This window comes from Castellaniella ginsengisoli, assembly GCF_040955415.1.
GTDB lineage: Bacteria > Pseudomonadota > Gammaproteobacteria > Burkholderiales > Burkholderiaceae_B > Castellaniella > Castellaniella ginsengisoli.
Genome location: NZ_CP158257.1, coordinates 1,933,512 through 1,958,369, shown reverse-complemented (window position 1 = coordinate 1,958,369; position 24,858 = coordinate 1,933,512). Strand labels below are relative to the sequence as shown.

The window sequence follows — 24,858 nt, the reverse complement described above, 5'->3', positions numbered from 1 at the left end:
TTTCAAAATTCAGTCCACTCTTCGTCGCCGGCCGAGGCCGGGGCGGGCCGGCCCGGAGCGCGCAAGGCGGGCTTCGCGGCGGCGCGGGCCGGAGCGTCTGCCCGGGCGCTGCGCCGGGGCGCTTGAGGCGCGGGGCTGACGACCTTCTCCGGAGCCGAGGGCAGGCGCCCGGGCCCGGGTGGCTGGGCGGCGTTGTTCGCGCCGGGGGTGCCCGAGGCCGCGCCCGCCTGCGCATCCGCCGCTTCGTCCCGGCTCAGGGTGAAGGTGGCCACCAGGCGCGCCAGGGTGTCGGCCTGCTCTTGCAGGCTGCCGGCCGCGGCGGCCGATTCCTCGACCAGGCTGGCGTTCTGGCGGGTAACGTCGTCCATCTGCGTGATGGCGGCATTGATCTCTTCGATGCCGGTGGTCTGCTCGCGGCTGGCCGCGCTGATCTCGCCCATGATGTCGGTGACGCGGTGGATGCTGTCGACGATGTCCTGCATCGTGGCTCCGGCGCGCGCGGCTTGCTCGTTGCCCTTGGCGGTCGATTCCACCGAGGTGTCGATGAGGCCCTTGATCTCTTTGGCGGCGCCCGCCGAGCGCTGGGCCAGCGCCCGGACTTCGGAAGCCACCACGGCGAAGCCGCGGCCCTGTTCGCCTGCGCGGGCGGCCTCGACGGCGGCGTTCAGCGCCAGGATGTTGGTCTGGAAGGCGATGCTGTCGATCACGCCGATGATGTCGGCGACCTGCTGGGACTTGGTGTTGATCTCGCTCATGGTGGAGACCAGTTCGGCGACGATGGCGCCGCCGTCGGTGGCGGTCTTGGCGGCCGAGGCGGCCAGGGTGTTGGCCTGCTGAGCGTTGTCGGCGTTCTGGCGCACGGTGGCGGTGATCTGCTCGGTGGTGGCGGCGGTCTCGGCCAGGGAGCTGGCCTGCTGCTCGGTGCGCGAGGACAGGTCCAGGTTGCCGGCGCTGATCTGCGCCGAGGCCGAGGCGATGGCATCCGAGCCGCTGCGCACCTCGCCCAGGGCGCCGCGCAGGTTCCGCGTCATGGTGGCCAGAGCGTTCAGCAACTGGCCGATTTCATCACGCCCGCGAGCGACAGCGTCGGCACTGAGGTCCCGGCGCGCCACGGCCTGCGCCAGGGTCACGGCATGCCGCAGCGGATGGGTGATCGAGCGCGTCACGCGCCAGGCGAACAACGGCCCCAGGATCAGGGCCAGCAGCGTGGCCGCCGCCAGCACGATCAAGCCCAACCGACTTGACTGCGCGCTGTCACTGAACAGGCGCTGCACGGCATCGGCCTGCATCTGCGCCAATTGATCAAGCTGGTCCATGAGGCTGGCCGTCTGCTTGGGCATGTCCCGGTTGAAGAAAGCCTCGGCCTCGCCGTAATTGCCGCTGTCCAGGTCCTTGAACGCCTGGCTGCGCCCCTCGACGAAGGCGTCGTGCGCTTGGCCGATAGCCCGCAGCAGGTCGGCCGCCTGGGGCCGGGACAGCGATTCCATCAACTGGCCGGCGAGTTCGTCCGCCTGCCCATCGGTGGTTTCGATGTCTTGCTTCAGGCGCCGCAAGGTGTCGGGGTCGGCCGCGAGGGTGGCCTGGGTCAGGTTGGCGCTCTTGTTGATCTGCCGCGCCACCTGCTGGATGAGCGCCGTGGTGCGCAAGTGCTCGTCCAGTGTCTGGTTGTCCTGCTGGGTGTCCAGCATGCGCCAGGCGCCGATGCCCGACATGGTGAGCAGCAGCAGGATCACAAAGCCGAATCCCAGGGCCAGCCGAGTGCCGATTTTCAGGTTGCGCATGGTGTGGTCTCGCTCTCGATGAGGGTGTTCCGGACCTGATCGCAAACCCTTCCGCCGACCCGGCTTGGAGGCCTCAATGTTACGGTGAAGCCTGCGCCGGACCACTCTGTATCCAGTTCTTTCTGTTATGCCGTTTCGCGATAACAATCAGCCTCCCCAGAATTTCCATGCGCCCCCATCGCGGGGCCGGACACATCCTACAATGGGGAAACGACGGCCTTCGACTCCTCGCACACGCCGCCGTCCGGAAAGCCGCGGAATCCCGGAATCAACCCTGGGCGGAAGAAGCCGGGCTCCAGCGCGACCATTCACAGGCCTGCTCATCACATGACGACCAGCTTCATCACTTTGCTACTGTTCCAGGTTCTGGGCGAGGCGGCGGCCTTCGCGCTGTCGGTCCCCATCCCCGGACCCGTGATCGGCATGATCCTGCTGTTGATATGGCTGATCGCGAAGCAAGATCAGGACAGCGCGCTGATCCGCTCCTCAACACGCTTTCTGCGCCATCTTTCCCTGCTGTTCATTCCGGCTGCCGTGGGCATCATGACGCAATTCGACCGCCTGGCTGCCGAGTGGCCCGCCATCCTGGCGGCGGTGTTCGGCAGCACCCTGGCATCGATCGTCCTCACGGCCTACCTGGTGCGCGGGCTGGACGACGGACGCTGACATGCAGGCCACCCTCGATCATGTCATCCGCCAGCCGGCGACCTGGCTGCTGGCAACCCTCGCCGTCTACCGCCTCGCCCTGGCGATCCAGCGCCGCGCGCGCTTCACGCCTTTGCTGCATCCCGTCGCCGTCTCGACCTCGATCCTGGTGGCGGCCCTCAGCATCCTCGGCGTCGATTACGACACCTATTTCAGCGGCGCCCGCATGATTCATTTCCTGCTGGGACCGGCCACCGTCGCGCTGGCGATCCCGCTGTTTCACCAGATGAAGATCATCCGGCGCCACTGGGTCCGGTTCTGCACGGGCGCATTGCTGGGTTCAGGCGTCTCGATCGCGCTCGCCATGGGATTGGCCGCCGCATTCGGCGCTTCCGAAACCACCATCCTGTCGATCTCGGCAAAATCCGTCACCATGCCGATCGCGCTCGGCCTGTCGGAGGAACTAGGCGGGCTGGCTTCGCTGACCTCGGCCCTGGTCATGCTGACGGGGGTGGCGGGCGCTCTGATGACCCAGGCCGTGCTGGGCCGGTTGCGCCTCTCGGACCCCTGTACGCACGGATTCACCCTGGGCGTGGTCGCGCACGGCATCGGCGCCGCCCGGGCCATGCAGATCAGCCCCCGGGACGGCGCGTTCGCGGGGCTTGGCATGGGGCTGGCCGGCCTGCTGACGGCGGTCTGCCTGCCGCTGGCTTTCCGGTTGGCGGGGTATTGAACTGGTGCCCGAGGCCGGACTCGAACCGGCACACCTTGCGGCGAGGGATTTTAAGTCCCTTGTGTCTACCGATTTCACCACTCGGGCATGATGTGATGCGCATTGTACAGAAGGACCGCAGGCCCTCTGCGTTCAAGGGGCCTGCGGACCCGGAGCTCAGAGCAGCGAACCCTCGCCCGTGTCGAGAAAACGCTCGATGCGCGCACGCCAACCGCCGATGTCCAGCTTCTGTTCGCGCAGCCAGGCTTCGTTGTAATAGCTTGTCGCGTAGCGGTCGCCGCTGTCGCAGATGAGGGTGACCAGGGATCCGCTGCGCCCCTGTTGGCGCATCAGCGAGGCCATGCACAGCACGCCCATGAAGTTCGTCCCCGTGGAGCCTCCCACGCGGCGGAAGAGACGATCGGACAGCACATGCGCCGCCGCGATCGAGGCCTCATCGGGAATGCGGATCATCTCGTCGATGACGGTCGGAATGAAGGAGGGCTCGACGCGCGGGCGGCCGATCCCCTCGATGCGCGAGCCCGTCGCCGTGATGTTCATGTCGCCGCTCTGCCAGGCTTCGTAGAACGCGGAGCCCTCGACGTCGACCACGCAAAGCCGCGTATCCAGGTTGCGATAGCGGATGAAGCGCCCGAGGGTGGCTGAAGTCCCGCCCGTGCCGGCGCTCATGACCACCCATTCGGGGACGGCATGGAATTCGCCCGACATCTGGCGGAAGATGCTTTCGGCGATGTTGTTGTTGCCGCGCCAGTCCGTGGCGCGCTCGGCATGCGTGAACTGGTCCAGGTAATAGCCGTCCGCCTCGTCGGCGATGGCCTGGGCCGCGCCGTAGACTTCGCGGGCATGGTCGACGAAATGGCAACGGCCGCCGAACCGCTCGATGGCCTCGATCTTCTGCTGGCTGGTCGAGCGGGTCATCACGGCCACGAAAGACAGGCCCAGCAGACGGGCGAAATAGGCTTCCGAGACGGCGGTGGAGCCCGACGAAGCCTCGACCAGGAGCGTGTTTTCGCGGATGCGGCCGTTGCAGATGCCGTACAGGAACAAGGATCGCGCCAGGCGGTGCTTGAGGCTGCCGGTGGGGTGCGTGCTCTCGTCCTTGAAATAGATGTCGATGCCGCGCAGCCCCGGGAAATCGGGCTTGACCAGATGCGTATCGGCCGAACGCCTGCCATCGGCTTCCAGGATCCGGATGGCCCGGTGCGTCCAGTCCCGGTCCTCGGGCGTGAGCGCGCTGCGCCCCTTGATGCATTGATCCATGTCGCGGCCTGTGGGGTCGGTGGCGGAAGCGGTGAGATTCGAACTCACGGATGGGTTGCCCCATCGCCGGTTTTCAAGACCGGTCCATTCAACCGCTCTGGCACGCTTCCGCAAAGATCGAAAGTGTAGCGCATAATGCTCCGAGCCTATCCGTAGGAGCACCCATGCAAGCCATTGAAATCACCACGCCGGGCGGCCCCGACGTCCTGCGCCTGACGGACCGCCCCACCCCCGTGCCTGGCCCCGGTGAAGTCCTGATCGAGGTCGAGGCCGCCGGAGTCAACCGGCCCGATGTCTTCCAGCGCCAGGGCAGCTACCCGCCCCCGGCGGGCGCCTCCGATCTGCCCGGCCTGGAAGTGGCCGGACGCATCGTCGGCGGCGAACCCGAAGCCGCCGGGTTCAAAGCGGGCGATGCGGTCTGCGCCCTGGTGGCGGGCGGCGGCTACGCGCAGTTCTGCACAGCGCCCGCCGCCCAGTGCCTGCCCGTGCCGGCCGGCCTGTCGATGGTCGAGGCCGCCGCGCTGCCGGAGACCTATTTCACGGTCTGGAGCAACGTCTTCGATCGGGGCGCCCTGGCCCCGGGCGAGACGCTGCTGGTCCATGGCGGCGCCAGCGGCATCGGCACGACCGCCATCTCGCTGGCGCGCGCCTTCGGCCACACGGTGTACGCCACGGCCGGCAGCCCGGATCGTGTCCGGGCGATCGAGGCGCTGGGCTGCACGCGCGGCATCGATTACCGGACACAGGATTTCGTGGCGGAAATCAAGGCGCTGACGAATGGCCGCGGCGTCGATGTGATCCTGGACATGGTGGCGGGCGGCTACCTGGAACGCAACCTGGACAGCCTGGCCGACGACGGCCGGCTGGTGATGATCGCCTTGCTGGGCGGCGCGCGCGGGACGCTGAACTGCGGCCAGGTCATGCGCCGCCGCCTAACGGTGACGGGCTCGACGCTGCGTGCGCGGCCCGTGCCGTTCAAGGCCCGCATCGCGGCGGCGCTGCGCGAACGCGTCTGGCCGCTGCTGGAATCCGGCGCAGTCCGGCCTTCGATCCACGCGACCTTCCCTCTGGCCGAGGCCGCGCGCGCCCACGCCATGATGGACGCGGGCGAGCAAATCGGCAAGATCGTGCTCTCCGTGCGCTGACATCCGGCAGGCACCCATCCCTTTCATCAATAAAGAAGATGAATTTCATCTTTATGGATCGTAAGAGCAGAAGGGATAATCCGTTTCACCCCATGCGCCATCCGGGGAAAGGAAGACAGACCATGCATACCGATCTCATCAAATTGCGCCCGCTGGAGCGGGTGGACCTGCAATTCGTGCACCAACTGGACAACAACGCCAGCGTCATGCGCTACTGGTTCGAAGAGCCCTACGCCACCTTCTCCGAATTGCAGTCCCTGTACGACCAGCACGTCCACGACCAGAGCGAACGGCGCTTCATCATCGAATGCGACGCCGAGCGGGCGGGCCTGGTGGAACTGGTGGAAATCGACCACGTCCACCGGCGCGCGGAGTTCCAGATCATCATCGCGCCAGAACACCAGGGCCAGGGCCTCGCCTTCCACGCGACCCAACTGGCCATGGAATACGGCTTCAAGGTGCTGAACCTCTACAAGCTCTACCTGATCGTGGACACCGAGAACAAGAAGGCGATCCACATCTATACCCGGCTGGGCTTCCAGACCGAGGGCGAACTGAAGGACGAGTTCTTCGTCAACGGCGAATACCGCAGCGTGCTGCGGATGCGCCTGTTCCAGCACGACTACCTGGGCAAGCACCCGCCGGCGCAGGTCCGGATGACGGAAACGACCGTCTACTGATCCGGCGGCCGGCTGCCGCAGGCCGGTGGCCCAATGACAACGGGCGCCCCGAGGGGCGCCCGTTGTCATGCCGCGCAGCCCGGAAGCGGCGCGGACAGGCGGCGGGATCAGGCGGCCGGAGCGGCGGGACCGCCTTGGGCTTCGATGCCGCCGATCGCCTTGACCGACAGGCGCAGGCGGCCGCGCTCATCGGCTTCGATGATCTTGACGCGCACCGACTGGCCGACCTTCAGCACATCGTTGATGTCGGCGATGCGGTAGTTGGCGATCTCCGAGATGTGCAGCAGGCCGTCGCGGCCGGGCAGGACCTGGACGATGGCGCCGAAATCCAGCAGGCGCTGAACGGTGCCCTGGTATTCCTGGCCCACTTCGACGTCGGCGGTCAGTTCCTTGATGCGGCGCTCGGCTTCATGGGCGCGGTCCAGGTCGGCGCTGGCGATGGTGATGCTGCCGTCGTCGCTGATGTCGATCTGGCAGCCGGTTTCCTCGGTCAGCGCCCGGATGGTGGCGCCGCCCTTGCCGATCACGTCGCGGATCTTTTCCGGGTTGATCTTGATGCTGAGCATGCGCGGCGCAAAGTCGGACAGCTCCTGGCGGGAGCCATCGATGGCATCGCGCATCTTGCCCAGGATGTGCAGGCGGCCTTCACGGGCCTGGGCCAGCGCCACCTGCATGATTTCCTTGGTGATGCCCTGGATCTTGATATCCATCTGCAAGGCGGTGATGCCGCTGACGGTGCCGGCCACCTTGAAGTCCATGTCGCCCAGGTGATCCTCGTCGCCCAGGATGTCGGTCAGGACGGCGAACTTGCCGCCTTCCTTGATCAGGCCCATGGCGACGCCCGCCACGTGATCCTTGACCGGCACGCCGGCGTCCATCATGGACAGGCTGCCGCCGCAGACCGAGGCCATGGACGAGGAGCCGTTGGATTCGGTGATCTCGGACACCAGGCGCAGGGTGTACTGGAAATCTTCCGCGGAGGGCAGCAGCGGCGCCAGGGCGCGCTTGGCCAGGCGGCCATGGCCGATCTCGCGGCGCTTGGGCACGCCGAAGCGGCCGGTTTCGCCAGTGGCGAACGGCGGCATGTTGTAGTGCATCATGAAGCGGTCGCGGTATTCGCCCATGATCGAATCGATGATCTGCTCGTCTTGCTTGGTGCCCAGGGTGGTGGCCACCAGCGCCTGGGTTTCGCCGCGCGTGAACAGCGCGGAGCCGTGGGCGCGCGGCAGCACGCCCAGGCGGATGCTGATCGGGCGCACGGTGCGCGTGTCGCGGCCGTCGATGCGCGGTTCGCCGTTCAGGATCTGGCCGCGGACGATTTCCGATTCCAGCGCAAACAGCATGTTCTCGACCTCGACGTGGTCGGGCGCGGCATCGCCGCGGGCGGCGGCATGCTCGGCCAGCTTGGCCTTGACGTCGGCGTAGACCTGGCGCAGGCGCGTGGTGCGTTCCTGCTTGTCGCGCAGTTGGTAGACGGCTTGCAGCGGCTCGAAGGCGGCCGCGCGCACGGCGGTGGCCAGGACTTCGTTGCGCGCGGCGGGCTGCCAATCCCATTCGGGCTTGCCGGCCTCGGCGACCAGTTCGTGGATGGCGTTGATGGCGGCCTGCATCTGCTCGTGGCCGTAGACCACGGCGCCCAGCATGATGTCTTCGGACAACTGGCGGGCTTCGGATTCGACCATCAGCACAGCGGTCTCGGTTCCGGCCACCACCAGGTCGAGCTGGGATTCACCGCGCACTTGCGAGGTGCTGGGGTTCAGCACGTACTGGCCGTCGATGTAGCCCACGCGCGCGGCGCCCACCGGGCCATTGAAGGGAATGCCGGAGATCGCCAGGGCGGCCGAGGCGCCGATCAGGGCGGGGATGTCGGGATCGACTTCCGGATTGACCGAGACCGTGTGGATGATGACCTGCACGTCGTTGTAGAAGCCTTCCGGGAACAACGGGCGCAGCGGACGGTCGATCAGGCGGGAGGTGAGGACTTCCTTTTCGGAGGGTTTGCCTTCGCGCTTGAAGAAACCGCCCGGAATCTTGCCGGCCGCATAGGTCTTCTCGACGTAATCGACGGTCAGCGGGAAGAAGTCCTGGCCCGGCTTGGCGGTCTTGGAAGCCACCACCGTGGCCAGCACCACCGTATCATCGACGGACACCAGCACCGCGCCCGAAGCCTGGCGGGCGATTTCGCCGGTTTCCAGGACGACGGTGTGCTGGCCGTACTGGAACGACTTGCTCACTTTATTGAACATTTTCTAATCCTATAAAAGGGACGCCTGCGGGGCTCTTGCCCGCATCCCGCCCACCGGAGGCGGGGCATCGTGCGGCGACCCATGACAAAAAGCCGCGCACGCTGCCTGAAAACAATGCAGCGTACACGGCTCGTGCGAAGGGAGCGAAGCCCCCGGGCATTACTTGCGCAGGCCGAGTTTTTCGATCAGTGCGCGGTACGAATCCGGATTGCGGCCCTTGAGGTAGTCCAGCAGCTTGCGGCGGCGGCTGACCATGCGCAGCAGGCCGCGGCGCGAGTGGTGATCTTTCTTGTGGGTCTTGAAGTGGCCGGTCAATTCGTTGATGCGGGCCGTGAGCAGGGCCACCTGGACTTCAGGAGAGCCGGTGTCGCTGGCGGCGCGCTGGAATTGCGCGACGATGTCGGATTTGACGATATCTGCAACAGACATTTTTTATTCCTCTGGAACATGCGGCAGCACCGAGGCGCGCTGCCGTGAGATGAAATGAAAGCGCCACGCAGATCGTGGCGCGGAAAGATTATAGCGGATTTGGACCGGACGCGTGCCGGTTCCGGCCGCATCGATCACTCATCGCCGGCGGGGTCGGCGCCGCGCATGCGCTGCCCCAGGCGGCGGGCGCGGCGCACGCGCCAGGCCCACAGCACCCAGCCCGACAGGCTGTAGAGCACGAACAGGGCGAACAGCACCACCGGCGGATCGCTGGAGACGAAGACGAAGACCGCCACCACGACCAGCATGACCCAGAACGGCACGCTGCGGCCCAGCGCGAAGGACTTGCCGCTGAAGAACGGCGCGTTCGAGACCATGGCGACGCCGGCGTAGACGGTCATCCCGAAAGCGGCCCAGGCGATGAGGCCGTCGGACAGGGACAGCTTGTTGTCCACCGACAGCCAGACGAAGCCGGCGATCAGCGCCGCCGCCGCCGGGCTGGGCAGACCCTGGAAGTACTGCTTGTCCACCTTGCCGATATTGGCGTTGAAACGCGCCAGCCGCAGAGCGGCCCCCACCACGTAGACGAAGGCGGCCAGCCAGCCCCAGCGGCCCAGGCCCTGCAGCGACCATTCGTACATCACCAGCGCGGGCGCCATGCCGAAGGACATCATGTCGGCCAGGGAGTCGTACTGCTCGCCGAAGGCGGACTGGGTGTTGGTCAGCCGGGCCACGCGCCCGTCCATGCTGTCGAACACCATCGCCAGGAACACGGCGATGGCGGCCACCTCATAGTGCTGGTTCATGGCCTGGACGACGGCATAGAAACCGGCGAACAGATTGGCGGTAGTGAAGGCGTTGGGCAGCAGATAGATGCTGCGTCGGCGCTGGGGTTCGTCAGGCATGGGTTCAGGCTGCGGAAACGTCATCGCGGGGCGGAACGGGAAGCTCGGCCAGGACCGTGCGCGTGGCCTTGACCTTGTCGCCCAGGGCGACCCTGGGACGCGTTCCTGGAGGCAAGTATACGTCCACTCGCGAACCGAAGCGGATGAAGCCGTAGCGCTGCCCCGCGTACAGGGATTGCCCCGGCCGGGCGTGGCACAGGATGCGCTTGGCCACCAGGCCGGCGACCTGGACGGCCGTGACCGTCTGCCCGTCGGCCGTGCGCAGCACCATGGCGTTGCGTTCGTTTTCCAGGGACGCCTTGTCGAGGGCCGCGTTGAAGAACTTTCCCGGGAAGTAGTCGATGGACTGGACCTCGCCATCGACCGGGACGCGGTTCGAATGGACGTTGAAGACGTTCATGAAGACGCTGATCTTCAGCGCCGGGCGCCCGCCCGCATAGGGATCGGCCGCGTCCTCGACGCAGACGATGCGGCCGTCGGCGGGACACAGCACCAGGCCCTCGCCCTCCGGCGCTTCACGCGCGGGATCGCGGAAGAACTGCAAGGCGAACAGCGTGAACACCCAGAGCGGGACGGAGGCCCAGGGAGACCACCAGGTCGCCAGCAGGGAAACGACCACGGCGGCGGCCAGGATGAGCCAGCCTTCGCGGGCGATCAGGGGGTGGGGGTAAGGAGGGATTTTCATGGTAGGCGCAAGAATACCCTAAATCGATGCGGGGAAAAATGCAATGGCCGGGCGCCCCGGCAGGGGCGCCCGGCCATTGGCCATCGGGCAGCGATCAGTTCTTGGACTGGTCCACCAGCTTGTTGGCGGCGATCCACGGCATCATGGCGCGCAGCTTGGCGCCGACCTGCTCGATCTGCGATTCCGCGTTCAGGCGGCGGCGCGAGGTCAGTTCCGGAGCGCCGGCGGCGTTTTCCAGGATGAAGTTCTTGGCGTAGACACCGGACTGGATGTCGGCCAGGCACTGGCGCATCGCGGCGCGCGTCGCATCGGTCACCACGCGCGGGCCGGTGACGTATTCGCCGTATTCCGCGTTGTTGGAGATCGAGTAGTTCATGTTGGCGATGCCGCCTTCGTAGATCAGGTCCACGATCAGCTTCAGTTCGTGCAGGCATTCGAAATAGGCCATTTCGGGGGCGTAGCCCGCGTCCACCAGGGTTTCGAAACCGGCCTTGATCAGCTCGACGGTGCCGCCGCACAGCACGGCCTGTTCGCCGAACAGGTCGGTTTCCGTTTCCTCGCGGAAGTTGGTCTCGATGATGCCGGCGCGGCCGCCGCCATTGGCCATGGCGTAGGACAAGGCCAGGTCGCGGGCCTTGCCCGAGACGTCCTGGTGCACGGCCACCAGGTGCGGCACGCCGCCGCCCTGGGTGTAGGTGTTGCGCACGGTGTGGCCCGGAGCCTTGGGCGCGATCATGATGACGTCCACGTCGGCGCGCGGCACGACCTGGCCGTAGTGCACGTTGAAGCCGTGGGCGAAGGCCAGCGCGGCGCCCGCCTTGAGGTTGGCGGCGACTTCATTGCGGTAGACCTGGGCGATGTTCTCGTCGGGCAGCAGCATCATGACCAGATCGGCGCCCTTGACGGCTTCTGCGACTTCCTTGACGGCCAAGCCGGCGTTCTCGGCCTTCTTCCAGGACGCGCCGTTCTTGCGCAGGCCGACGACGACCTTCACGCCGGAATCATTCAGGTTCTGCGCATGCGCATGGCCCTGGGAACCGTAGCCGATGATGGCGACGGTCTTGCCCTTGACGAGGGACAGGTCGCAGTCTTTGTCGTAGAAAACTTTCATGTCGGATACTCCGTTGAATTATTTGACTTTGAGAAGAGAGGGGTTTTCAGCCGAGGCAGAAAAAACGTGCTGCCTCCGTGCCGCTGAAGGCGCGGAGGCGTTTTTCACAGCTTCAGGACACGTTCGCCGCGGCCCACGCCGGAGACGCCGGTGCGGACCGTCTCCAGGATGGCGCTGTGGTCCAGTGCCCCGATGAAGGCGGCGATCTTGTCCTGCACCCCGGTCAGTTCGATGGTGTAGGTCTTGTCGGTGACATCGATGATGCGCCCGCGGAAGATTTCCGCCATGCGCTTCATTTCCTCGCGTTCCTTGCCGACCGCGCGCACCTTGATCAGCATGAGCTCGCGCTCGACGTGGGGGCCTTCGGACAGGTCGACGACCTTGACCACGTCCACCAGGCGGTTCAGGTGCTTGGTGATCTGCTCGATGATCTCGTCGGAACCGACCGTGACGATGGTCATGCGCGACAGGGTGGCGTCCTCGGTGGGGGCGACGGTCAGCGTCTCGATGTTGTAGCCTCGGGCCGAGAACAGCCCCACCACGCGCGACAGGGCGCCGGGTTCGTTTTCCAGCAAAATGGAAATCACGTGTTTCATGGTCTTATCCCCTCACAGATCCTCGGAACCCAGCAGCATCTCGGTCAGGCCGCGGCCCGCCTTCACCATGGGCCAGACGTTTTCGGTCTGATCGGTGATGAAATCCATGAACACCAGACGGTCCTTGTATTTCGTGAATGCCTCGCGCAGGGCGGGCTCGACGTCGGCCGGCTTGTCGATGCGCATGCCGACGTGGCCGTAGCTCTCAGCCAGCTTGACGAAGTCCGGCAGGGCGTCGACATACGATTCAGAATAGCGCGAGCCGTATTCGATCTGCTGCCACTGGCGCACCATGCCCAGGTAGCGATTGTTCAGGCACAGCACCTTGGGGGTCAGGCGGTACTGGCTGCAGGTGGACAGCTCCTGGATATTCATCTGGATCGAGCCTTCGCCGGTGATGACGGCGACGTCGCGGTCCGGATTGGCCATCTGCACCCCCATGGCGTAGGGCAAGCCCACGCCCATGGTGCCCAGGCCACCGGAATTGATCCAGCGGCGCGGCTCCGGGAAGGGGTAGTACTGGGCCGCCCACATCTGGTGCTGGCCCACGTCGGACGTGACGAAGGCCTGGCCGCGCGTGACCTCCCAGAGTTTCTGGACCACGAACTGCGGCTTGATGACGGTATCGGACGCTTCGTAGTCCAGGCACTTGCGGCCGCGCCAGGCGTCGATCTGCTTCCACCAGGCATCCAGGCGCTGTTCGCTCAGGCCCTGCTCGGCCAGCGACTGGGCGTACAGGCCGATCAGGTCCTGCAGGACTTCCTTGACGTCGCCCACGATGGGCACATCCACCCGCACCCGCTTGGAGATCGAGGACGGGTCGATGTCCACGTGCACGATCTTGCGCGGCACCTGGGCGAAATGCTTGGGATTGCCGATGACGCGGTCATCGAAGCGCGCGCCGATGCCGATCAGCACGTCGCAGTTCTGCATCGCCATATTGGCTTCGTAGGTGCCGTGCATGCCGGGCATGCCGACGAAGCGCTCGTCCGTGCCGGGATAGGCGCCCAACCCCATCAAGGTCGTGGTGCAGGGGGCGCCGGTCAGGCGGACCAGCTTGCGCAGCTCGTCGGCGGCATCGGCCAGCACGACCCCTCCGCCGGCGTAGATCATCGGGCGCTCGGCGGCCAGCAGCATCTGCACGGCTTTCTTGATCTGGCCCTGATGCCCCTTGGTGACCGGCGCGTAGGAGCGCAACTGCACCGGACCGCGCGGCGCCGTGTACTTGCACATCGCCACGGAGACATCCTTGGGGATGTCCACCAGCACCGGGCCGGGGCGGCCGGAACGCGCGATGTAGAAAGCGCGGCGCAGGGTGTCGGCCAGATCCTTGACATCGCGCACCAGGAAATTGTGCTTGACGCAGGGCCGGGTGATGCCGACGGTATCGCATTCCTGGAAGGCATCCTGGCCGATTGCGTGCGTGGGCACCTGACCGCTGAGGATGACCATCGGGATCGAATCCATGTAGGCGGTGGCGATGCCGGTGACGGCATTGGTCACGCCCGGCCCGCTGGTCACCAGGCAGACGCCGGTTTTCTGTGAGGATCGGGAATACGCATCGGCGGCGTGGACGGCCGCCTGTTCGTGCCGCACGAGCACGTGCTGGAATTTGTCCTGCTTGTAGATTGCGTCGTAGATGTAGAGGACTGCGCCGCCGGGGTAGCCAAACACATGGTCTACGCCTTCCTCGATCAGACAACGCACGACGATGTCGGCGCCATTGAGTTCCATGATGATTCCTTTCTTGACCCGTGTCGGGCACCAAGCGGCCTATTGGCAGCCCGGGCCAGTTCCGGCGATCCGCCACATGATCCGACGCTGGGCGATTCACGGAATCGCTTTGCCCGGACACATCGCGGGGCCAGTCTGCACCCCTTGGCACTGGACACTCGCGCCCTGAGGCGCAACGTGGTGGAAATGGACGCCCCGGACCGCGCTTGTGACACATCCTGGAGCATAAAGACGCAAGACGAAAAAAACCGGGTGTGTGACCCGGGAGTGCTCGCCACGTCGGGCAGCCGCCATGGGGCCGACCGAACGGCTAATTTACCGCGTTGCAACATCAGCCGCAAGCGGGCCGGGTGGGGCGCCTGGCGAAACGCCCGTTGGAAAACGGGGATTTGCCTATACTGGCGCCATCGCCCCCTACCGGACGCCGGCCGCATGATCCTGCCCGCCTCGCAGTTGCAACGCTTTTTCTACAGCCACCACTTCTTCGGCGGCCTGCGCCAGGCCACAGGGGTGCTGCTGCCGGCGCTGGTGCTATCGGGCCTGTACGGCCTGCATGCCTCCGGTTTCGTGGCGGCGGTCGGCGCCGCCTGCGTGGCCATCCTGGACCAGCCGGGCGGCCCCCGGCGGTACGGGATCAACGGCATGTTCGCCGCCCTGTGCCTGGGCTCGGTCACCACCGCCCTGACCGGCCTGGCATCGAGCCACGTCCTGGCCGTCTGGCTTGCCGTGCCGCTCCTGTGCTTCGGCTTCTCGATGCTGACGGTCTACGGCAAACATGGCGGCCTGCTGGGCTTCGCCTGCCTGCTGATCATGACCCTGACCCTGCGCTCGCCCCTGACGCCGGCCGACGTGCTGCAGCACACGCTGACCTCGTTTCTGGGCGGCGCTTTCTACCTGCTCTACAGCGCGGCCGCCCACCGGCTGCTGTGGCACCGCGAAGAGCAGCAGGCCCTGTCCGTGGCCCTGTTCGCCACGGCCGACTACATTGCCGCGCGGGGTCGCTTCTACGACATCCACCTGGATCTGGACGACAGCTACCGCCGGTTGATCCGCTGCCAGGCGTTGATGACCGAGGCCCACCAGGCCGCGCGCGACATGGTGCTGCGCGAACAGCCGCGCGGCACGGCCTCGCGCGGCGACCGGCTGCGCCTGGGGCTGCTGAACCTGTTCGTGGACATGATCAACCTGCTCGACAGCATGGTGGCGACCCACACGGACTACGCGACCTTGCGGCGCGCGCTGCCCGACAGCGACATCCTGCTATTCGTGCGCGATGCGATGATGAAGCTGGCCGCCAACGTCGCCGGCCTGGCCCTGAATGTGGCGCGCAACCGCCGCCACCGCATCCGCAACAGCGTCAAGGCGGAACTGCGCGCGCTGGAATTCGAACTGCAGCAGTTGCGCGAAGGCGGCATGCCGCGCTCCGACCCGGAGCTCTATGCCCTGCTGGTCCAGGTGTTGCGCCGGCTGCGCAACATGGCCCGCCAGGTCGAGCGCATGGCGGATCACTCCGTCAACCCGACGCCGCAGGAAACCGACCCGGTGCGCGCGGGCCAGACGCTGAACCGCTTCCTGACACGGCAGAAATGGCGTACGGATCTGCTGACGCGCAATCTGAACCTGCAGTCGGCGCATTGCCGCTACGCGCTGCGCGTGGCGGTGGCGGCCCTGCTGGCGATGGTGGTGGGCGCCCTGCTCGCCCGCACCCCGCTGGTGAACGCACTGGATCCTGGCATGGCGGGACACGGCTACTGGATCATCCTGACCGTGCTGGTCATCATGAAGCCCGGTTTCGCGCTGACCCGCCAGCGCAATGGCTGGCGCCTGATCGGCACGCTGGTCGGCTGCGGCCTGTCACTGCCGCTGTTCTCCCTGGTGCACGACACCGACGTCTACCTGCTCATCCTGGTGGTCTGCAGCATCCTGGGCTACAGCCTGATCCAGGTGAACTACACCTTGTCGGCCGTCTTCAACACCCTCTTCGTGCTGCTGGTGTTCCATTTCCTGGCGCCGGACTCCAATGCGGTCGTGGGCGAGCGCCTGGCCGATACCCTGATCGGCAGCCTCCTGGCGCTGACCTGCAGCTACATCCTGCCGTCCTGGGAGCGCAACAGTCTGGGCGCCCTGGCCCAGGCGTTGCGCGCAGCCAACCAGGCCTTCCTGGACTGCGGGCTGGACTACGCCCGGGCCTGCCGCGCGGCACGGGCGGCAGGCCCGGGCGCGTCGCTGGAACAAAGCGAGGCCGAAGTGCGCTGGAAGCTGGCCCGCAAGCACGTGCACATTGCCTTCAGCAACTTCGCCTCGGGGTTCTACCGCATGATGGACGAGCCCGTCAGCCGGCAGCGCCACGTCCCGGAACTGAACCGTCTGCTGATCCAGAGCCATACGCTGGCCTCGCAGATCGCCGCCGTGATCCCGCAACTGGCCCTGCTCGATCACGAACCCGAGGGCATCCGCCAGGCGCTGGCGGCCACGCGGGACGCCCTGGCCGACCGGGAGGCCGCGCCGCCCAACATCATCGAGACCGAAGGCGACTACGCCGCCCTCGCCTATCCCCTGCGGCAGATGATCAAGGCTGCGCAGCGCATCGGCGAAGAAATGCGGGCGCTGGACGCGCCGCCCGGCCGACCGGGCTCGCCGGGCCCGGCGGAGGCGGCCGCCGGTTGAAACGCCCTAAGCGATCGCCGCGCCCATGACCAGGTCCGGCAGCCAGGTGACGATGCCCGGGAACACGCACAGCAGCACGATGGCCAGCATCATCACCAGGACGTAGGGCAGCGCGCCCTTGAGGATTTCCTGGGTGGGCACGTCCGGCGCGATCGCGTTCAGGACGAACAGGTTCAGCCCGACGGGCGGCGTGATCAGGCCGATTTCCATGTTGATCGTCAGGACCACGGCGAACCAGTAGGGATCGAAACCCGCCTGCGTGATGATCGGCAGCAGCAGCGGCGCCGCCATGACGATGATCGCCACCGGCGGCAGAAACATCCCCGCCACCAGCAGGAACAGATTGATCAGCCCCATCAGCAGCCAGCGGTTGATTTCCAGCGCCGCGATCGCCGCCGCCAGACTCTGGGTGATGAACAGGGACGACAGGGCGAAGGCGAACAGTTCGGCCGAGGCCATGATCATCATGATCATGACGCTTTCGCGCATGGCCGACCCGAACACCCCGACGTAAGTCTGCATGCGGAACAGGCGGTAGACCAGGACGACCACCACCAGCGTCAGCAGCGCCCCCGCTCCAGCGGCCTCGGACGGCGTGGCCACGCCGCCGTACAGCACGAAAAGCATCCCCAGGATGATCAGCAGCAGCGGCAGGACCTTGGGCAGGGATTCCAGCTTTTCGCGCCAGGAATAGTGCAAGACGCCGCCGCCGAAGCGAAAGCCCTTGCGCCGGGCATCGTACAAGGCCCAGGCCATGAACATGCTGGTCAGCAGAATGCCGGGCAGCACGCCGGCCAGGAACAGCCGGCCGATCGAGGTCTGGGTCGAGATGCCGTAGACGATCATGGTGACCGAAGGCGGGATCAGGATGCCCAGCGTACCGCCCGCCGCGATCGAACCGGTCGCCACCGAGGCCGGATAGCCCCGCCCGAGCATTTCCGGAATGCCCATCTTGCCGATGGCCGCGCAGGAGGCCGGGCTGGACCCCGTCATGCCGGAAAAGATCGCGCAGGCGCCGATGTTCGACAGCACCAGGCCGCCGGGCACCTTGTGCAGCCAGCGGTCCAGCGATTTGTACAGGTCGCCGCCGGCCGGCGTGCCGGCCACGATGGCCCCCATCAGCACGAACATGGGGATGGCGACATAGCCCAGATTGGCGATCCCCGCGAACATGGTTTCGGCCAGCACATAGATCACGCCCGGCCCCATGTCCAGGAACAGGCCGGCCACGGCCGCCAGCCCCAGCGCGAAGGCGATGGGCATGCCGGTCGCCAGCATCAGGCACAGGCCCAGGATGATGCAGATTCCCGCAAGAGTGGGCGTCATGACGGATCCCCCGACAATTTCATGATTTCAACCACGTACTGCAGGCTCAGCAGGACGAAACCGAACACCACGGGCGCCAGCGGCATCCACAGCGGCACGGCCGCCACGCTGGGCGTCGTCCAGCCGCCCTCCAGCGCCTCGAACAGGTGCAGGCCGGTGGCGGCGGTCATCAGCAGGCAGAACGTCAGCCCCAGCCAGGCGCCCACGCGATCCATCCAGCGGCGGGCGCGCGCGCCCACCAGCATCTGGATGAAGTCCACGCCGACATGCCCCTTGGTCATGAGCACGTAGGGCGCGCCCAGGAAAATCGCCGCCGTAGCGCCGAACACCACGGCTTCCGTCTGCCAGATGGTGGGCGCGCGGAACACATAGCGCATCAGAATCATCTGGCAGACCACCAGCATCGCGAACGTCAGCAGCAGGGCCGCCAGCACGCCGCAGGCGCGCGACAGGCGCTCCACCCAGCGCATAAAGGTTTGACTCATGCGACCTCCTTGTGTGTCGCCAGGGAAAGGGAACGCCGGCGGCATTACCCGGCCGGGCCCGCGGGGGCCGCCGCCGGATCGTGGCGGCCCCGCCCGGCCGCTACTGGACGGCCAGCGCCTTTCTCAGCAGTTCGTCGCCGCCGGGCACCTTCTCGGCAAACAGGCGATAGGAAGAATGCTTGGCCACCGCCATCCAGGCCTGATACTGCTCCGGCGTCATGGTGACGACCTCCACCCCCGCCTTGGCGTAGATATCGCGCATTTTCTGCTCGCCCTTGCGCGACTCGGCGGTGAAATAGTCTTCGGCCTTCTTCGCCGCCGCCAGGATCGCCTCGCGTTGCGCGGGCTCCAGGCCATCGAAGACTTTCTTGGACATCAGCACCGGCTCATACATGAACCACAACGCGTTGTCGCCCGGCGCCGTCAGGCACTTGGCCTGCTCGTACAGGCGGTAGGATACGAAGCTGTCGTTGGAGGTGTTGGCAGCGTCCAGCACGCCGGTCTGCATGGCCGAATAGACCTCGGACGAAGGCATGGACGAGATCGACGCGCCGGCCGCCGCCAGCATCTGCTCGAACGCCGGGCCGGCCGCCCGGATCACCTGGCCTTTGATGGTTTCGGGCCCGGTGATGCAGTGCTTCTTCGAGGCGAACCCCCCCGCCAGCCAGGCATCGGCGATGACCACGACCCCCTGCTTTTCGATCAAAGCCTTGATGTCCTTCATGAAGTTGGACTGATTCAGGCGCTGGGCATGGTCGTAGTTGCGCACCAGGCCCGGCATCAGGGTGGCGGAAAACTGCGGCACACGGCCCGAAGCGTAATCCAGGGGAAAGGCCGCCATGTCCAGTTGCCCGCGCGTGAGCGCGCCCCACTGCTCCGTGGGCTTGTACAGGGAGGCTCCCGGGAAGACCTGGATCTTCAGCCCGACGTTGGCCGCCTCGACCTCGCGGGCGATGATCTGCACCATTTCATCGCGCGGATCGCCCTGCCCGCCCGGGAACTGGTGCGACGCCCTCAAAGTGGTTTCAGCCAGGGAAGCCCCCGATCCGGCCGCCAGGGCCAGGCCCAGCATGGCGCACAGCATATGTCGCTTCATGGTTGTCTCCTGATGTTTTTATGGAGATTGCCGGCCCGGGTCCGGGCGCGGCCATGGCCCCGGCGGGGCCTATCGAACGCCCCTTTTCAACTCAGGCCCGCGTACTGCTGCCGCAGCACGTTTTTCTGGACCTTGCCCATGGCATTGCGCGGCAGCGCATCGATCACGTGAATCTTCTTGGGAATCTTGAAATTGGCCAGGCCGGACTTCAAGCCCGCCTGGATCGCGGCCGGGTCCACCGAGGCCCCGGCCCGCGGCACCACCACGGCCACCACGGCCTCGCCGAAATCCGCATGCGGCACGCCGATGACGGCCGACTCCTGGACGCCGGGCATGGCATCGATCACCATTTCGATTTCCTTGGGGTAGACGTTGTAGCCCCCCGAAATGATCAGATCCTTGCTGCGGCCCACGATGCTCAAGTAGTCGTCGGGAATGCCCGGCCCGCCCAGCGCGCCGATGTCGCCGGTGCGAAACCACCCGTCGGCGGTGAATTCCTCGCGGGTCTTTTCCGGCATGCGCCAGTAGCCGGCGAACACGTTGGGGCCGCGCACCTGAACGTGGCCCGGCTCGCCGGCCGCCACCGGCCGGTCGTCGTCGTCCACCACCCGCACCGACTCGCCGGGCAGCGCCGGCCCCACGGTGCCGGGGATGCGCGGGCCGCGCGCCGGATCCCAGGGATTGGATGTGATCATGCCGGTCTCGCTCATGCCGTAGCGTTCCAGGATGGTCATGCCGGAGCGTTCCTGGAACGCCCGGAACGTATCCACCAGCAACGGCGCCGAACCCGAGATGAAGAGCCGCATGTTGCGGCAGGTCTCGCGCGTGAAGCGGGGATCGGCCAGCAGCCGGACGTAGTAGGTGGGCACCCCCATCATCAAGGTGCAGCGCGGCAGATAGTGCAAGGCCTGATCGACGTCCAGTTTCGGCAGCCAGATCATCCGCGCGCCCGCCAGCATCGCCCCGTGGGACGCCACGAACAGGCCGTGGACGTGGAAGATCGGCAGCATGTGCAGCAGCACGTCGTCGGCGCGCCAGCCCCAGAAATCCCGCAGCGTGAGCGCGTTGGCGGCCAGATTGGCGTGCGTCAGCATGGCGCCTTTGCTGCGCCCCGTGGTGCCGGAGGTATACAGGATCGCGGCCAGGTCCCCGGGGGCGCTGCGCGCGGTCTCGAAAGCCGGATCCATCGCGGCGGCGGCCTCGACCAGAGAGCCTGCGCCATCGGCGTCCAGGGTCAGCACCTGGACCGCGCCCCGTGCGCGCGCCAGGGGCTCGCACCAGTTCTTCGCGCCGCTTGCGCAGACCACCACGGCGGGTTCGGCGTCGCCCAGGAAATAGGCCACCTCGGCCTCGCGATAGGCCGTGTTCAGCGGCAGATAGACCAGGCCGGCGCGCAGGGTCGCCAGATACAGCATCAAGGCTTCGGGAGACTTCTCGACCTGGACGGCGACCCGCGCACCCGCCGGCACGCCATAGGAACGCAGCAGCGCAGCCATGCGGCCGCTGAGGGCATCGATATCCGCCCAGCTATAGGTGCGCCCGGGCGTCTCGATCGCCACGGCATCCAGATCGGAGGGGAAGCCGCCCCGCAGCACGGTATAGAGATTCGCATTGCGTTCCAAGTCATTCTCCCGTGAAAACAGGGTCGTCGCCCTGCAAGAAGGCCTGCACGCCTTGCCGGTGATCGGGGCCGTCGGCATAGGCGAAGCAGGCCCGCCATTCGGCATCGCTCAGGGGCGCAGCGCCGCCGCACAGGCGCGCGGCGGTCCATTTGTTCAGGCGCGCGGCGCGCGGCGCGCCCGCGCACAGGCGCGCCACGGTCGCCAACAGCTCGGATTCCAGGGCTTCGGCCGCCACGACCCGCGTCAGCAGCCCCTTGGCCCATGCCTCGTCGGCATCGAACACCCGCCCCTCCAGCAGGATTTCCAGCGTCACCGCGCGGCCCGCCAGTTCCAGCAGGCCGCGCATCTCGTCGGGCGCCATGGGAAAGCCCAGACGGTTGATGGGTGCGCCGAACCGCGCGCCCCGGGCGGCCAGGCGCAGGTCGCAGCGGCTGGCGATCTCCAGCCCCCCGCCCACGCACACGCCTTCGATTGCCGCCACCACGGGGTGGAGGCACTCCGCCACCGCGCGCAGGGCCGGGGCGATGGTGTGCCGGTGATATGCCATGACGCGGTCCGCATCGGCACGCGCCTGGGGAAATTCGCGGATATCGGCTCCGGCGGCAAAATGCCCGCCCGCGCCCCGCACGATCACGCAACGCAGATCGCGGTCGGCCGACAAGCGCCCGAAGGCGTCGGCCAACTCGCCCCACATGGCGACCGTGATGGCGTTCAGGCGTCCCGGGTGGTCGAGCGTGACGGTCGCCACAGCCCCCTCGGTGCGCACCCGCACGCGCCCCGCGCCGGTGTTCACAGCCACTGCACGCTCCGTGACACGCGCGGCTTGCCGGCGGCCAGCCGCGCCCGGTTCTCATCCAGTTGATCGGGCTCGTACACGTAGTTGACCATCATGCCGCAGGATTGCTCCAGCCCCCGGGCCGATGCGTCGGCCATCCAGTTCAAGCGTTCGATGCGCGCGCCGTTGCCCAGGTGAAAGCGGGCGACGCCGTCCAGCGGTTCACCGCCGCGCAACTGCGTCAGGTAATGCGCCGCCAGCCGCAGCCCGCTGCGGCGCACGGCGTCCGGGGCATCGCCTTGCGCGGCCAAGCGCAGGCGTTCCAGCCAGCGGGCGCCCGCCTGCGCATCGGCGGCGGCCGCCTGGCGCTCAGCCTTGTCCGGCAGCAGCGCGTGGATGGCCTCGCCGGACTGGCGGCCCAGCCAGTCGGCAAAGCCGGGAATCGGCGACAGCGTGGCGAAAGACTTGAGCTGGGGCAATTCGTCCAGCAGTTCCTCGATCACCCGCTTCAGCAGGAAATTGCCGAAGCTGATGCCGCGCAGGCCGCGCTGCGTATTGGAGATCGAATAAAAGATGGCCCAGCGCGCCTTGTCCAGCCCATCGACCGGCCGCACCGGATCGATCAGCGCCTGCACATTGGCGCTCATCTGGCCGTCGAAGGCGACCTCCACGAAAATCAGCGGCACGTCGCTCATGCGCGGGTGGAAGAAAGCGTAGCAGCGCCGGTCGGACGCCACGCGGCGGCGCATGTCGTCCCAGGACCGGATTTCGTGCACGGCTTCGTAGCGGATCAATTTTTCCAGCAGCGAGGCGGGTGAATCCCAATTGATGTGACGCAGCTCCAGCATGCCCACGTCGAACCAGTTCGACAACAGGGCGGCCAGTTCCTGCTCCAGGACCGACAGCCCGGCAACCTGATTGCGCCAGCGCAACATGTCGGCGCGCAGTTCCACCATCAGTTCCAGCCGGTCGCTTTGCGCATAGAGGCGGCGAAACAGCCGCGCCCCCCGGTCGCCGCGCGGTTCGATGTCCACTCCGGCGCGCACCAGGCAGGCCAGCAGGGCGCAGCGCTCGTCGGCCCCGGCGGCCCGGTAGCGGTCCGACCACTGGCGGGCCAGTTGATTGGCGCCGCCGTCGGTCAGGGAGGCCTCGTAGAGCGCGCGCAGCGCCTCCGGATCGGGCAGGTGGTCGCGTTCCAGCCAGCGGCCCAGGCGGGCCAGCAGGCCTGCGGCCCGCGAAGGCGCCGACCCGGCCCCCGCGCCGGGCTGGCCGGCATCGGCCCCGGCCTGCTCAGCCGCGCGGACGGCCAGTTTTGGATCAGCGATGCTCATGGGAAGGCTCCGGCGTGTCGATCGCGTGCAGCGCCGACGGCCCGGCGGCGGATTCGTCCCGGTGCGCCAGGGCGCGCAGGGCGTCGAGCTGGCGCATCAGATGCTTGCGCGTCACGGCTTCGGCGCCTTCGGGGTCGCGCGCCTTCAGCGCGGCGAAGATCGCCAGGTGCTCGGCGCAGGATTCGTCGACCCGGCCCGGATAGCTGAGGCTTCGGTGGCGCGACAAGCTGAGTACCTGGCGCAGATTGTCGATCAGGCCGGATAGCCAGCGATTGTCGGCCAGCTCCTGGATGGCGACGTGGATCCGGGCGTTGGCCGCATAGTAATCGTCTATCGAGCCCCGCTCGGCATGGCGGCGCAGGTCGTGATGCAGCGGTTCGAGCCGCCGCAGGTCCGCGTCCGTGACTTTCTGGGCCGCCTCGAAGGCGCAGCGGCCTTCGAGCATCGCCATCAGGGGAAAGATGTGTTCCAGATCGCGGCTGGACAGCTCATTGACGAAGCAGCCCCGGCGCGGCTCGATGCGCAGCAGGCCTTCGGCCACCAGGACTTTGAGGGCCTCGCGCAGCGGCGTGCGGGAAATGCCCATCGACTCGGTCAGGCTGACTTCGTCGACCCATTCTCCTGCCCGCAACTCCCCCGCCTGGATCATGCCGCGCAAGCGGTCCGCGACTTCCTGGTAGAGGATTTTCTGAACAATCCTGGCCGCCATCGGGGCCTCCTGCGCAGAATTCTGAAATTAATAATTCATAATTACAGCAGGAGCGTGACACGCCCCGGGGCGGGCGGGCAACTCTCGTTATCCCTAGGAACCAGGCCCGTTCAGGCCGGACGCCGGAACACCAGCCGGTCGTCCGTGGATTCACGCGGCGCATAGGCGTAGCCCCCGGCCGTGAAATCCCGCAGACCATCGAGGCCTTCGATGGCGTGGTCGATGATGTGGCGCGCCATCAGGCCGCGCGCCCGCTTGGCGTGAAAGCTGATCACCTTCCAGGCGCCGTTCTTTTCGTCCTGGAAAACGCACTCGACCACGCGCGCGTCCAGCACCTTGCGATCCACGGACTTGAAATATTCGTTCGAGGCCAGATTCAGCAGGAGGCGCGCGCCGGGCAAGGCGTCCAGGCGCCGGTTCAGTTCGCGGGCGATGCGGTCGCCCCACCAGGCATACAGGGTGGCGCCCCGGTCGGTGCGCAGCCGCGTCCCCATTTCCAGCCGATGAGGCTGGATCAGGTCCAGCGGCCGCAGCACGCCGTACAGGCCGCTGAGAATCGCCAGGCGCGCCTGCGCCCAGTCCAGTTGCGCATCGGACAATTCGGGCGCGCGCAAGCCTTCGTAGACATCGCCGTTGAACGCCAGCACCGCCTGGCGCGCATGGCGGGCGTCGGGCGCGTCGACCCAGGCGGCATAGCGCTCGGCGTTCAGGTTCGCCAGCGCGTCGGACAGGCTCATCAGGCCCGCCAGATCGCCCGCGGACAATGTCCGCAAGCGATCGACCAGCGCGCGCGTCTGTTCGGGAAACACCGGCTGCGAGTGCAGCGCAGTGCGGACCGGGGAATCGTAGTCGAGCTTCTTGGCCGGGGACAGGACCATCAACATGCGGCGACCTCCG

General features: G+C 66.9%; 22 protein-coding genes and 2 tRNA genes. 5 read left to right on the top strand and 19 right to left on the bottom strand.

Going from position 1 to position 24,858, the window contains the following annotated elements:
* Positions 1-2: 2 nt before the first annotated feature.
* Positions 3-1,781, bottom strand: a complete 1,779-nt coding sequence (locus ABRZ00_RS09330) for a methyl-accepting chemotaxis protein (protein WP_368642214.1) — start codon at positions 1,779-1,781, stop codon at positions 3-5.
* Between the two features lie 327 nt (positions 1,782-2,108).
* Between ABRZ00_RS09330 and ABRZ00_RS09325 the strand changes: the two genes are divergently transcribed.
* Together ABRZ00_RS09325 and ABRZ00_RS09320 are read left to right on the top strand one after the other, a co-directional pair.
* Positions 2,109-2,447 (top strand): CidA/LrgA family protein, encoded by a 339-nt coding sequence (locus ABRZ00_RS09325; RefSeq protein WP_343838580.1) that lies wholly within the window; start codon positions 2,109-2,111, stop codon positions 2,445-2,447.
* 1 nt (position 2,448) lies between these two features.
* Positions 2,449-3,159 carry an LrgB family protein gene (locus tag ABRZ00_RS09320; RefSeq protein WP_368642215.1) on the top strand — a complete coding sequence of 237 codons (711 nt, stop codon included), beginning with the start codon at positions 2,449-2,451 and terminating at the stop codon, positions 3,157-3,159.
* A 2-nt stretch (positions 3,160-3,161) separates the two neighbouring features.
* Here the strand turns inward: ABRZ00_RS09320 and ABRZ00_RS09315 are convergent.
* The 3 genes from ABRZ00_RS09315 to ABRZ00_RS09305 all read right to left on the bottom strand — a co-directional run bounded on the left by ABRZ00_RS09315 (position 3,162) and on the right by ABRZ00_RS09305 (position 4,529).
* Positions 3,162-3,246: transfer RNA gene (locus ABRZ00_RS09315), tRNA-Leu, on the bottom strand.
* A gap of 69 nt (positions 3,247-3,315) precedes the next feature.
* On the bottom strand, positions 3,316-4,419 hold the full coding sequence (locus tag ABRZ00_RS09310) for a PLP-dependent cysteine synthase family protein (RefSeq protein ID WP_368642760.1): 1,104 nt from the start codon (positions 4,417-4,419) through the stop codon (positions 3,316-3,318).
* Positions 4,420-4,439: 20 nt separating this feature from the next.
* A tRNA-Ser gene (locus ABRZ00_RS09305) sits at positions 4,440-4,529 on the bottom strand.
* A gap of 54 nt (positions 4,530-4,583) precedes the next feature.
* On the opposite strand from ABRZ00_RS09305, the gene ABRZ00_RS09300 reads away from it, so the two are divergent.
* Together ABRZ00_RS09300 and speG are read left to right on the top strand one after the other, a co-directional pair.
* The gene (locus ABRZ00_RS09300) at positions 4,584-5,564 is read left to right on the top strand and encodes an NAD(P)H-quinone oxidoreductase (RefSeq protein ID WP_368642216.1); all 981 of its coding nucleotides are present in this window, start codon (positions 4,584-4,586) and stop codon (positions 5,562-5,564) included.
* 122 nt (positions 5,565-5,686) lie between these two features.
* On the top strand, positions 5,687-6,244 hold the full coding sequence (gene speG / locus ABRZ00_RS09295; protein ID WP_343838577.1) for a spermidine N1-acetyltransferase: 558 nt from the start codon (positions 5,687-5,689) through the stop codon (positions 6,242-6,244).
* Positions 6,245-6,351: 107 nt separating this feature from the next.
* Here the strand turns inward: speG and pnp are convergent, their stop codons facing one another.
* The 7 genes from pnp to ABRZ00_RS09260 all read right to left on the bottom strand — a co-directional run bounded on the left by pnp (position 6,352) and on the right by ABRZ00_RS09260 (position 13,950).
* Entirely contained in the window at positions 6,352-8,490 is a 2,139-nt protein-coding gene (gene pnp / locus ABRZ00_RS09290) for a polyribonucleotide nucleotidyltransferase (protein ID WP_343838576.1), read from the bottom strand.
* A 159-nt stretch (positions 8,491-8,649) separates the two neighbouring features.
* Positions 8,650-8,919 (bottom strand): 30S ribosomal protein S15, encoded by a 270-nt coding sequence (gene rpsO / locus ABRZ00_RS09285; RefSeq protein WP_043683847.1) that lies wholly within the window; start codon positions 8,917-8,919, stop codon positions 8,650-8,652.
* A gap of 134 nt (positions 8,920-9,053) precedes the next feature.
* Positions 9,054-9,824 carry a CDP-diacylglycerol--serine O-phosphatidyltransferase gene (gene pssA / locus ABRZ00_RS09280; protein ID WP_368639435.1) on the bottom strand — a complete coding sequence of 257 codons (771 nt, stop codon included), beginning with the start codon at positions 9,822-9,824 and terminating at the stop codon, positions 9,054-9,056.
* A gap of 4 nt (positions 9,825-9,828) precedes the next feature.
* A complete protein-coding gene (locus ABRZ00_RS09275; protein ID WP_343838573.1) occupies positions 9,829-10,509 on the bottom strand; it encodes a phosphatidylserine decarboxylase in 681 nt (226 codons plus the stop codon).
* Between the two features lie 94 nt (positions 10,510-10,603).
* Positions 10,604-11,620, bottom strand: coding sequence for a ketol-acid reductoisomerase (ilvC, locus tag ABRZ00_RS09270; RefSeq protein ID WP_343838572.1), 1,017 nt, complete (start codon positions 11,618-11,620; stop codon positions 10,604-10,606).
* 104 nt (positions 11,621-11,724) lie between these two features.
* On the bottom strand, positions 11,725-12,216 hold the full coding sequence (gene ilvN, locus ABRZ00_RS09265) for an acetolactate synthase small subunit (protein WP_343838571.1): 492 nt from the start codon (positions 12,214-12,216) through the stop codon (positions 11,725-11,727).
* 12 nt (positions 12,217-12,228) lie between these two features.
* A complete protein-coding gene (locus ABRZ00_RS09260) occupies positions 12,229-13,950 on the bottom strand; it encodes an acetolactate synthase 3 catalytic subunit (RefSeq protein WP_368642217.1) in 1,722 nt (573 codons plus the stop codon).
* A gap of 432 nt (positions 13,951-14,382) precedes the next feature.
* Here ABRZ00_RS09260 and ABRZ00_RS09255 point away from each other — a divergent pair, with 432 nt between their 5' ends.
* On the top strand, positions 14,383-16,617 hold the full coding sequence (locus ABRZ00_RS09255; RefSeq protein WP_368642218.1) for an FUSC family membrane protein: 2,235 nt from the start codon (positions 14,383-14,385) through the stop codon (positions 16,615-16,617).
* Between the two features lie 6 nt (positions 16,618-16,623).
* Here the strand turns inward: ABRZ00_RS09255 and ABRZ00_RS09250 are convergent, their stop codons facing one another.
* The 8 genes from ABRZ00_RS09250 to yaaA form a co-directional block, all read right to left on the bottom strand.
* Positions 16,624-17,943: a TRAP transporter large permease gene (locus ABRZ00_RS09250; protein WP_368642219.1), complete on the bottom strand. Its 1,320-nt coding sequence runs from the start codon at positions 17,941-17,943 to the stop codon at positions 16,624-16,626.
* The gene (locus ABRZ00_RS09245) at positions 17,940-18,428 is read right to left on the bottom strand and encodes a TRAP transporter small permease subunit (protein ID WP_368642220.1); all 489 of its coding nucleotides are present in this window, start codon (positions 18,426-18,428) and stop codon (positions 17,940-17,942) included. The genes ABRZ00_RS09250 and ABRZ00_RS09245 overlap by 4 nt, the downstream gene beginning before the upstream one ends.
* A gap of 100 nt (positions 18,429-18,528) precedes the next feature.
* Positions 18,529-19,524 carry a TRAP transporter substrate-binding protein DctP gene (gene dctP, locus ABRZ00_RS09240; RefSeq protein ID WP_368642221.1) on the bottom strand — a complete coding sequence of 332 codons (996 nt, stop codon included), beginning with the start codon at positions 19,522-19,524 and terminating at the stop codon, positions 18,529-18,531.
* An 86-nt stretch (positions 19,525-19,610) separates the two neighbouring features.
* On the bottom strand, positions 19,611-21,146 hold the full coding sequence (locus tag ABRZ00_RS09235) for a malonyl-CoA synthase (protein ID WP_368642222.1): 1,536 nt from the start codon (positions 21,144-21,146) through the stop codon (positions 19,611-19,613).
* Between the two features lies 1 nt (position 21,147).
* On the bottom strand, positions 21,148-21,945 hold the full coding sequence (locus ABRZ00_RS09230; RefSeq protein ID WP_368642223.1) for an enoyl-CoA hydratase/isomerase family protein: 798 nt from the start codon (positions 21,943-21,945) through the stop codon (positions 21,148-21,150).
* Positions 21,936-23,252: a malonyl-CoA decarboxylase domain-containing protein gene (locus tag ABRZ00_RS09225; protein WP_368642224.1), complete on the bottom strand. Its 1,317-nt coding sequence runs from the start codon at positions 23,250-23,252 to the stop codon at positions 21,936-21,938. The genes ABRZ00_RS09230 and ABRZ00_RS09225 overlap by 10 nt, the downstream gene beginning before the upstream one ends.
* On the bottom strand, positions 23,239-23,961 hold the full coding sequence (locus ABRZ00_RS09220; protein WP_343838562.1) for a GntR family transcriptional regulator: 723 nt from the start codon (positions 23,959-23,961) through the stop codon (positions 23,239-23,241). Before ABRZ00_RS09220 ends, ABRZ00_RS09225 begins: the two co-directional genes overlap by 14 nt.
* Before the next feature lie 110 nt (positions 23,962-24,071).
* Complete coding sequence (gene yaaA / locus ABRZ00_RS09215) at positions 24,072-24,845, bottom strand: peroxide stress protein YaaA (protein ID WP_368639441.1); 774 nt, start codon at positions 24,843-24,845, stop codon at positions 24,072-24,074.
* Between the last annotated feature and the right edge of the window lie 13 nt (positions 24,846-24,858).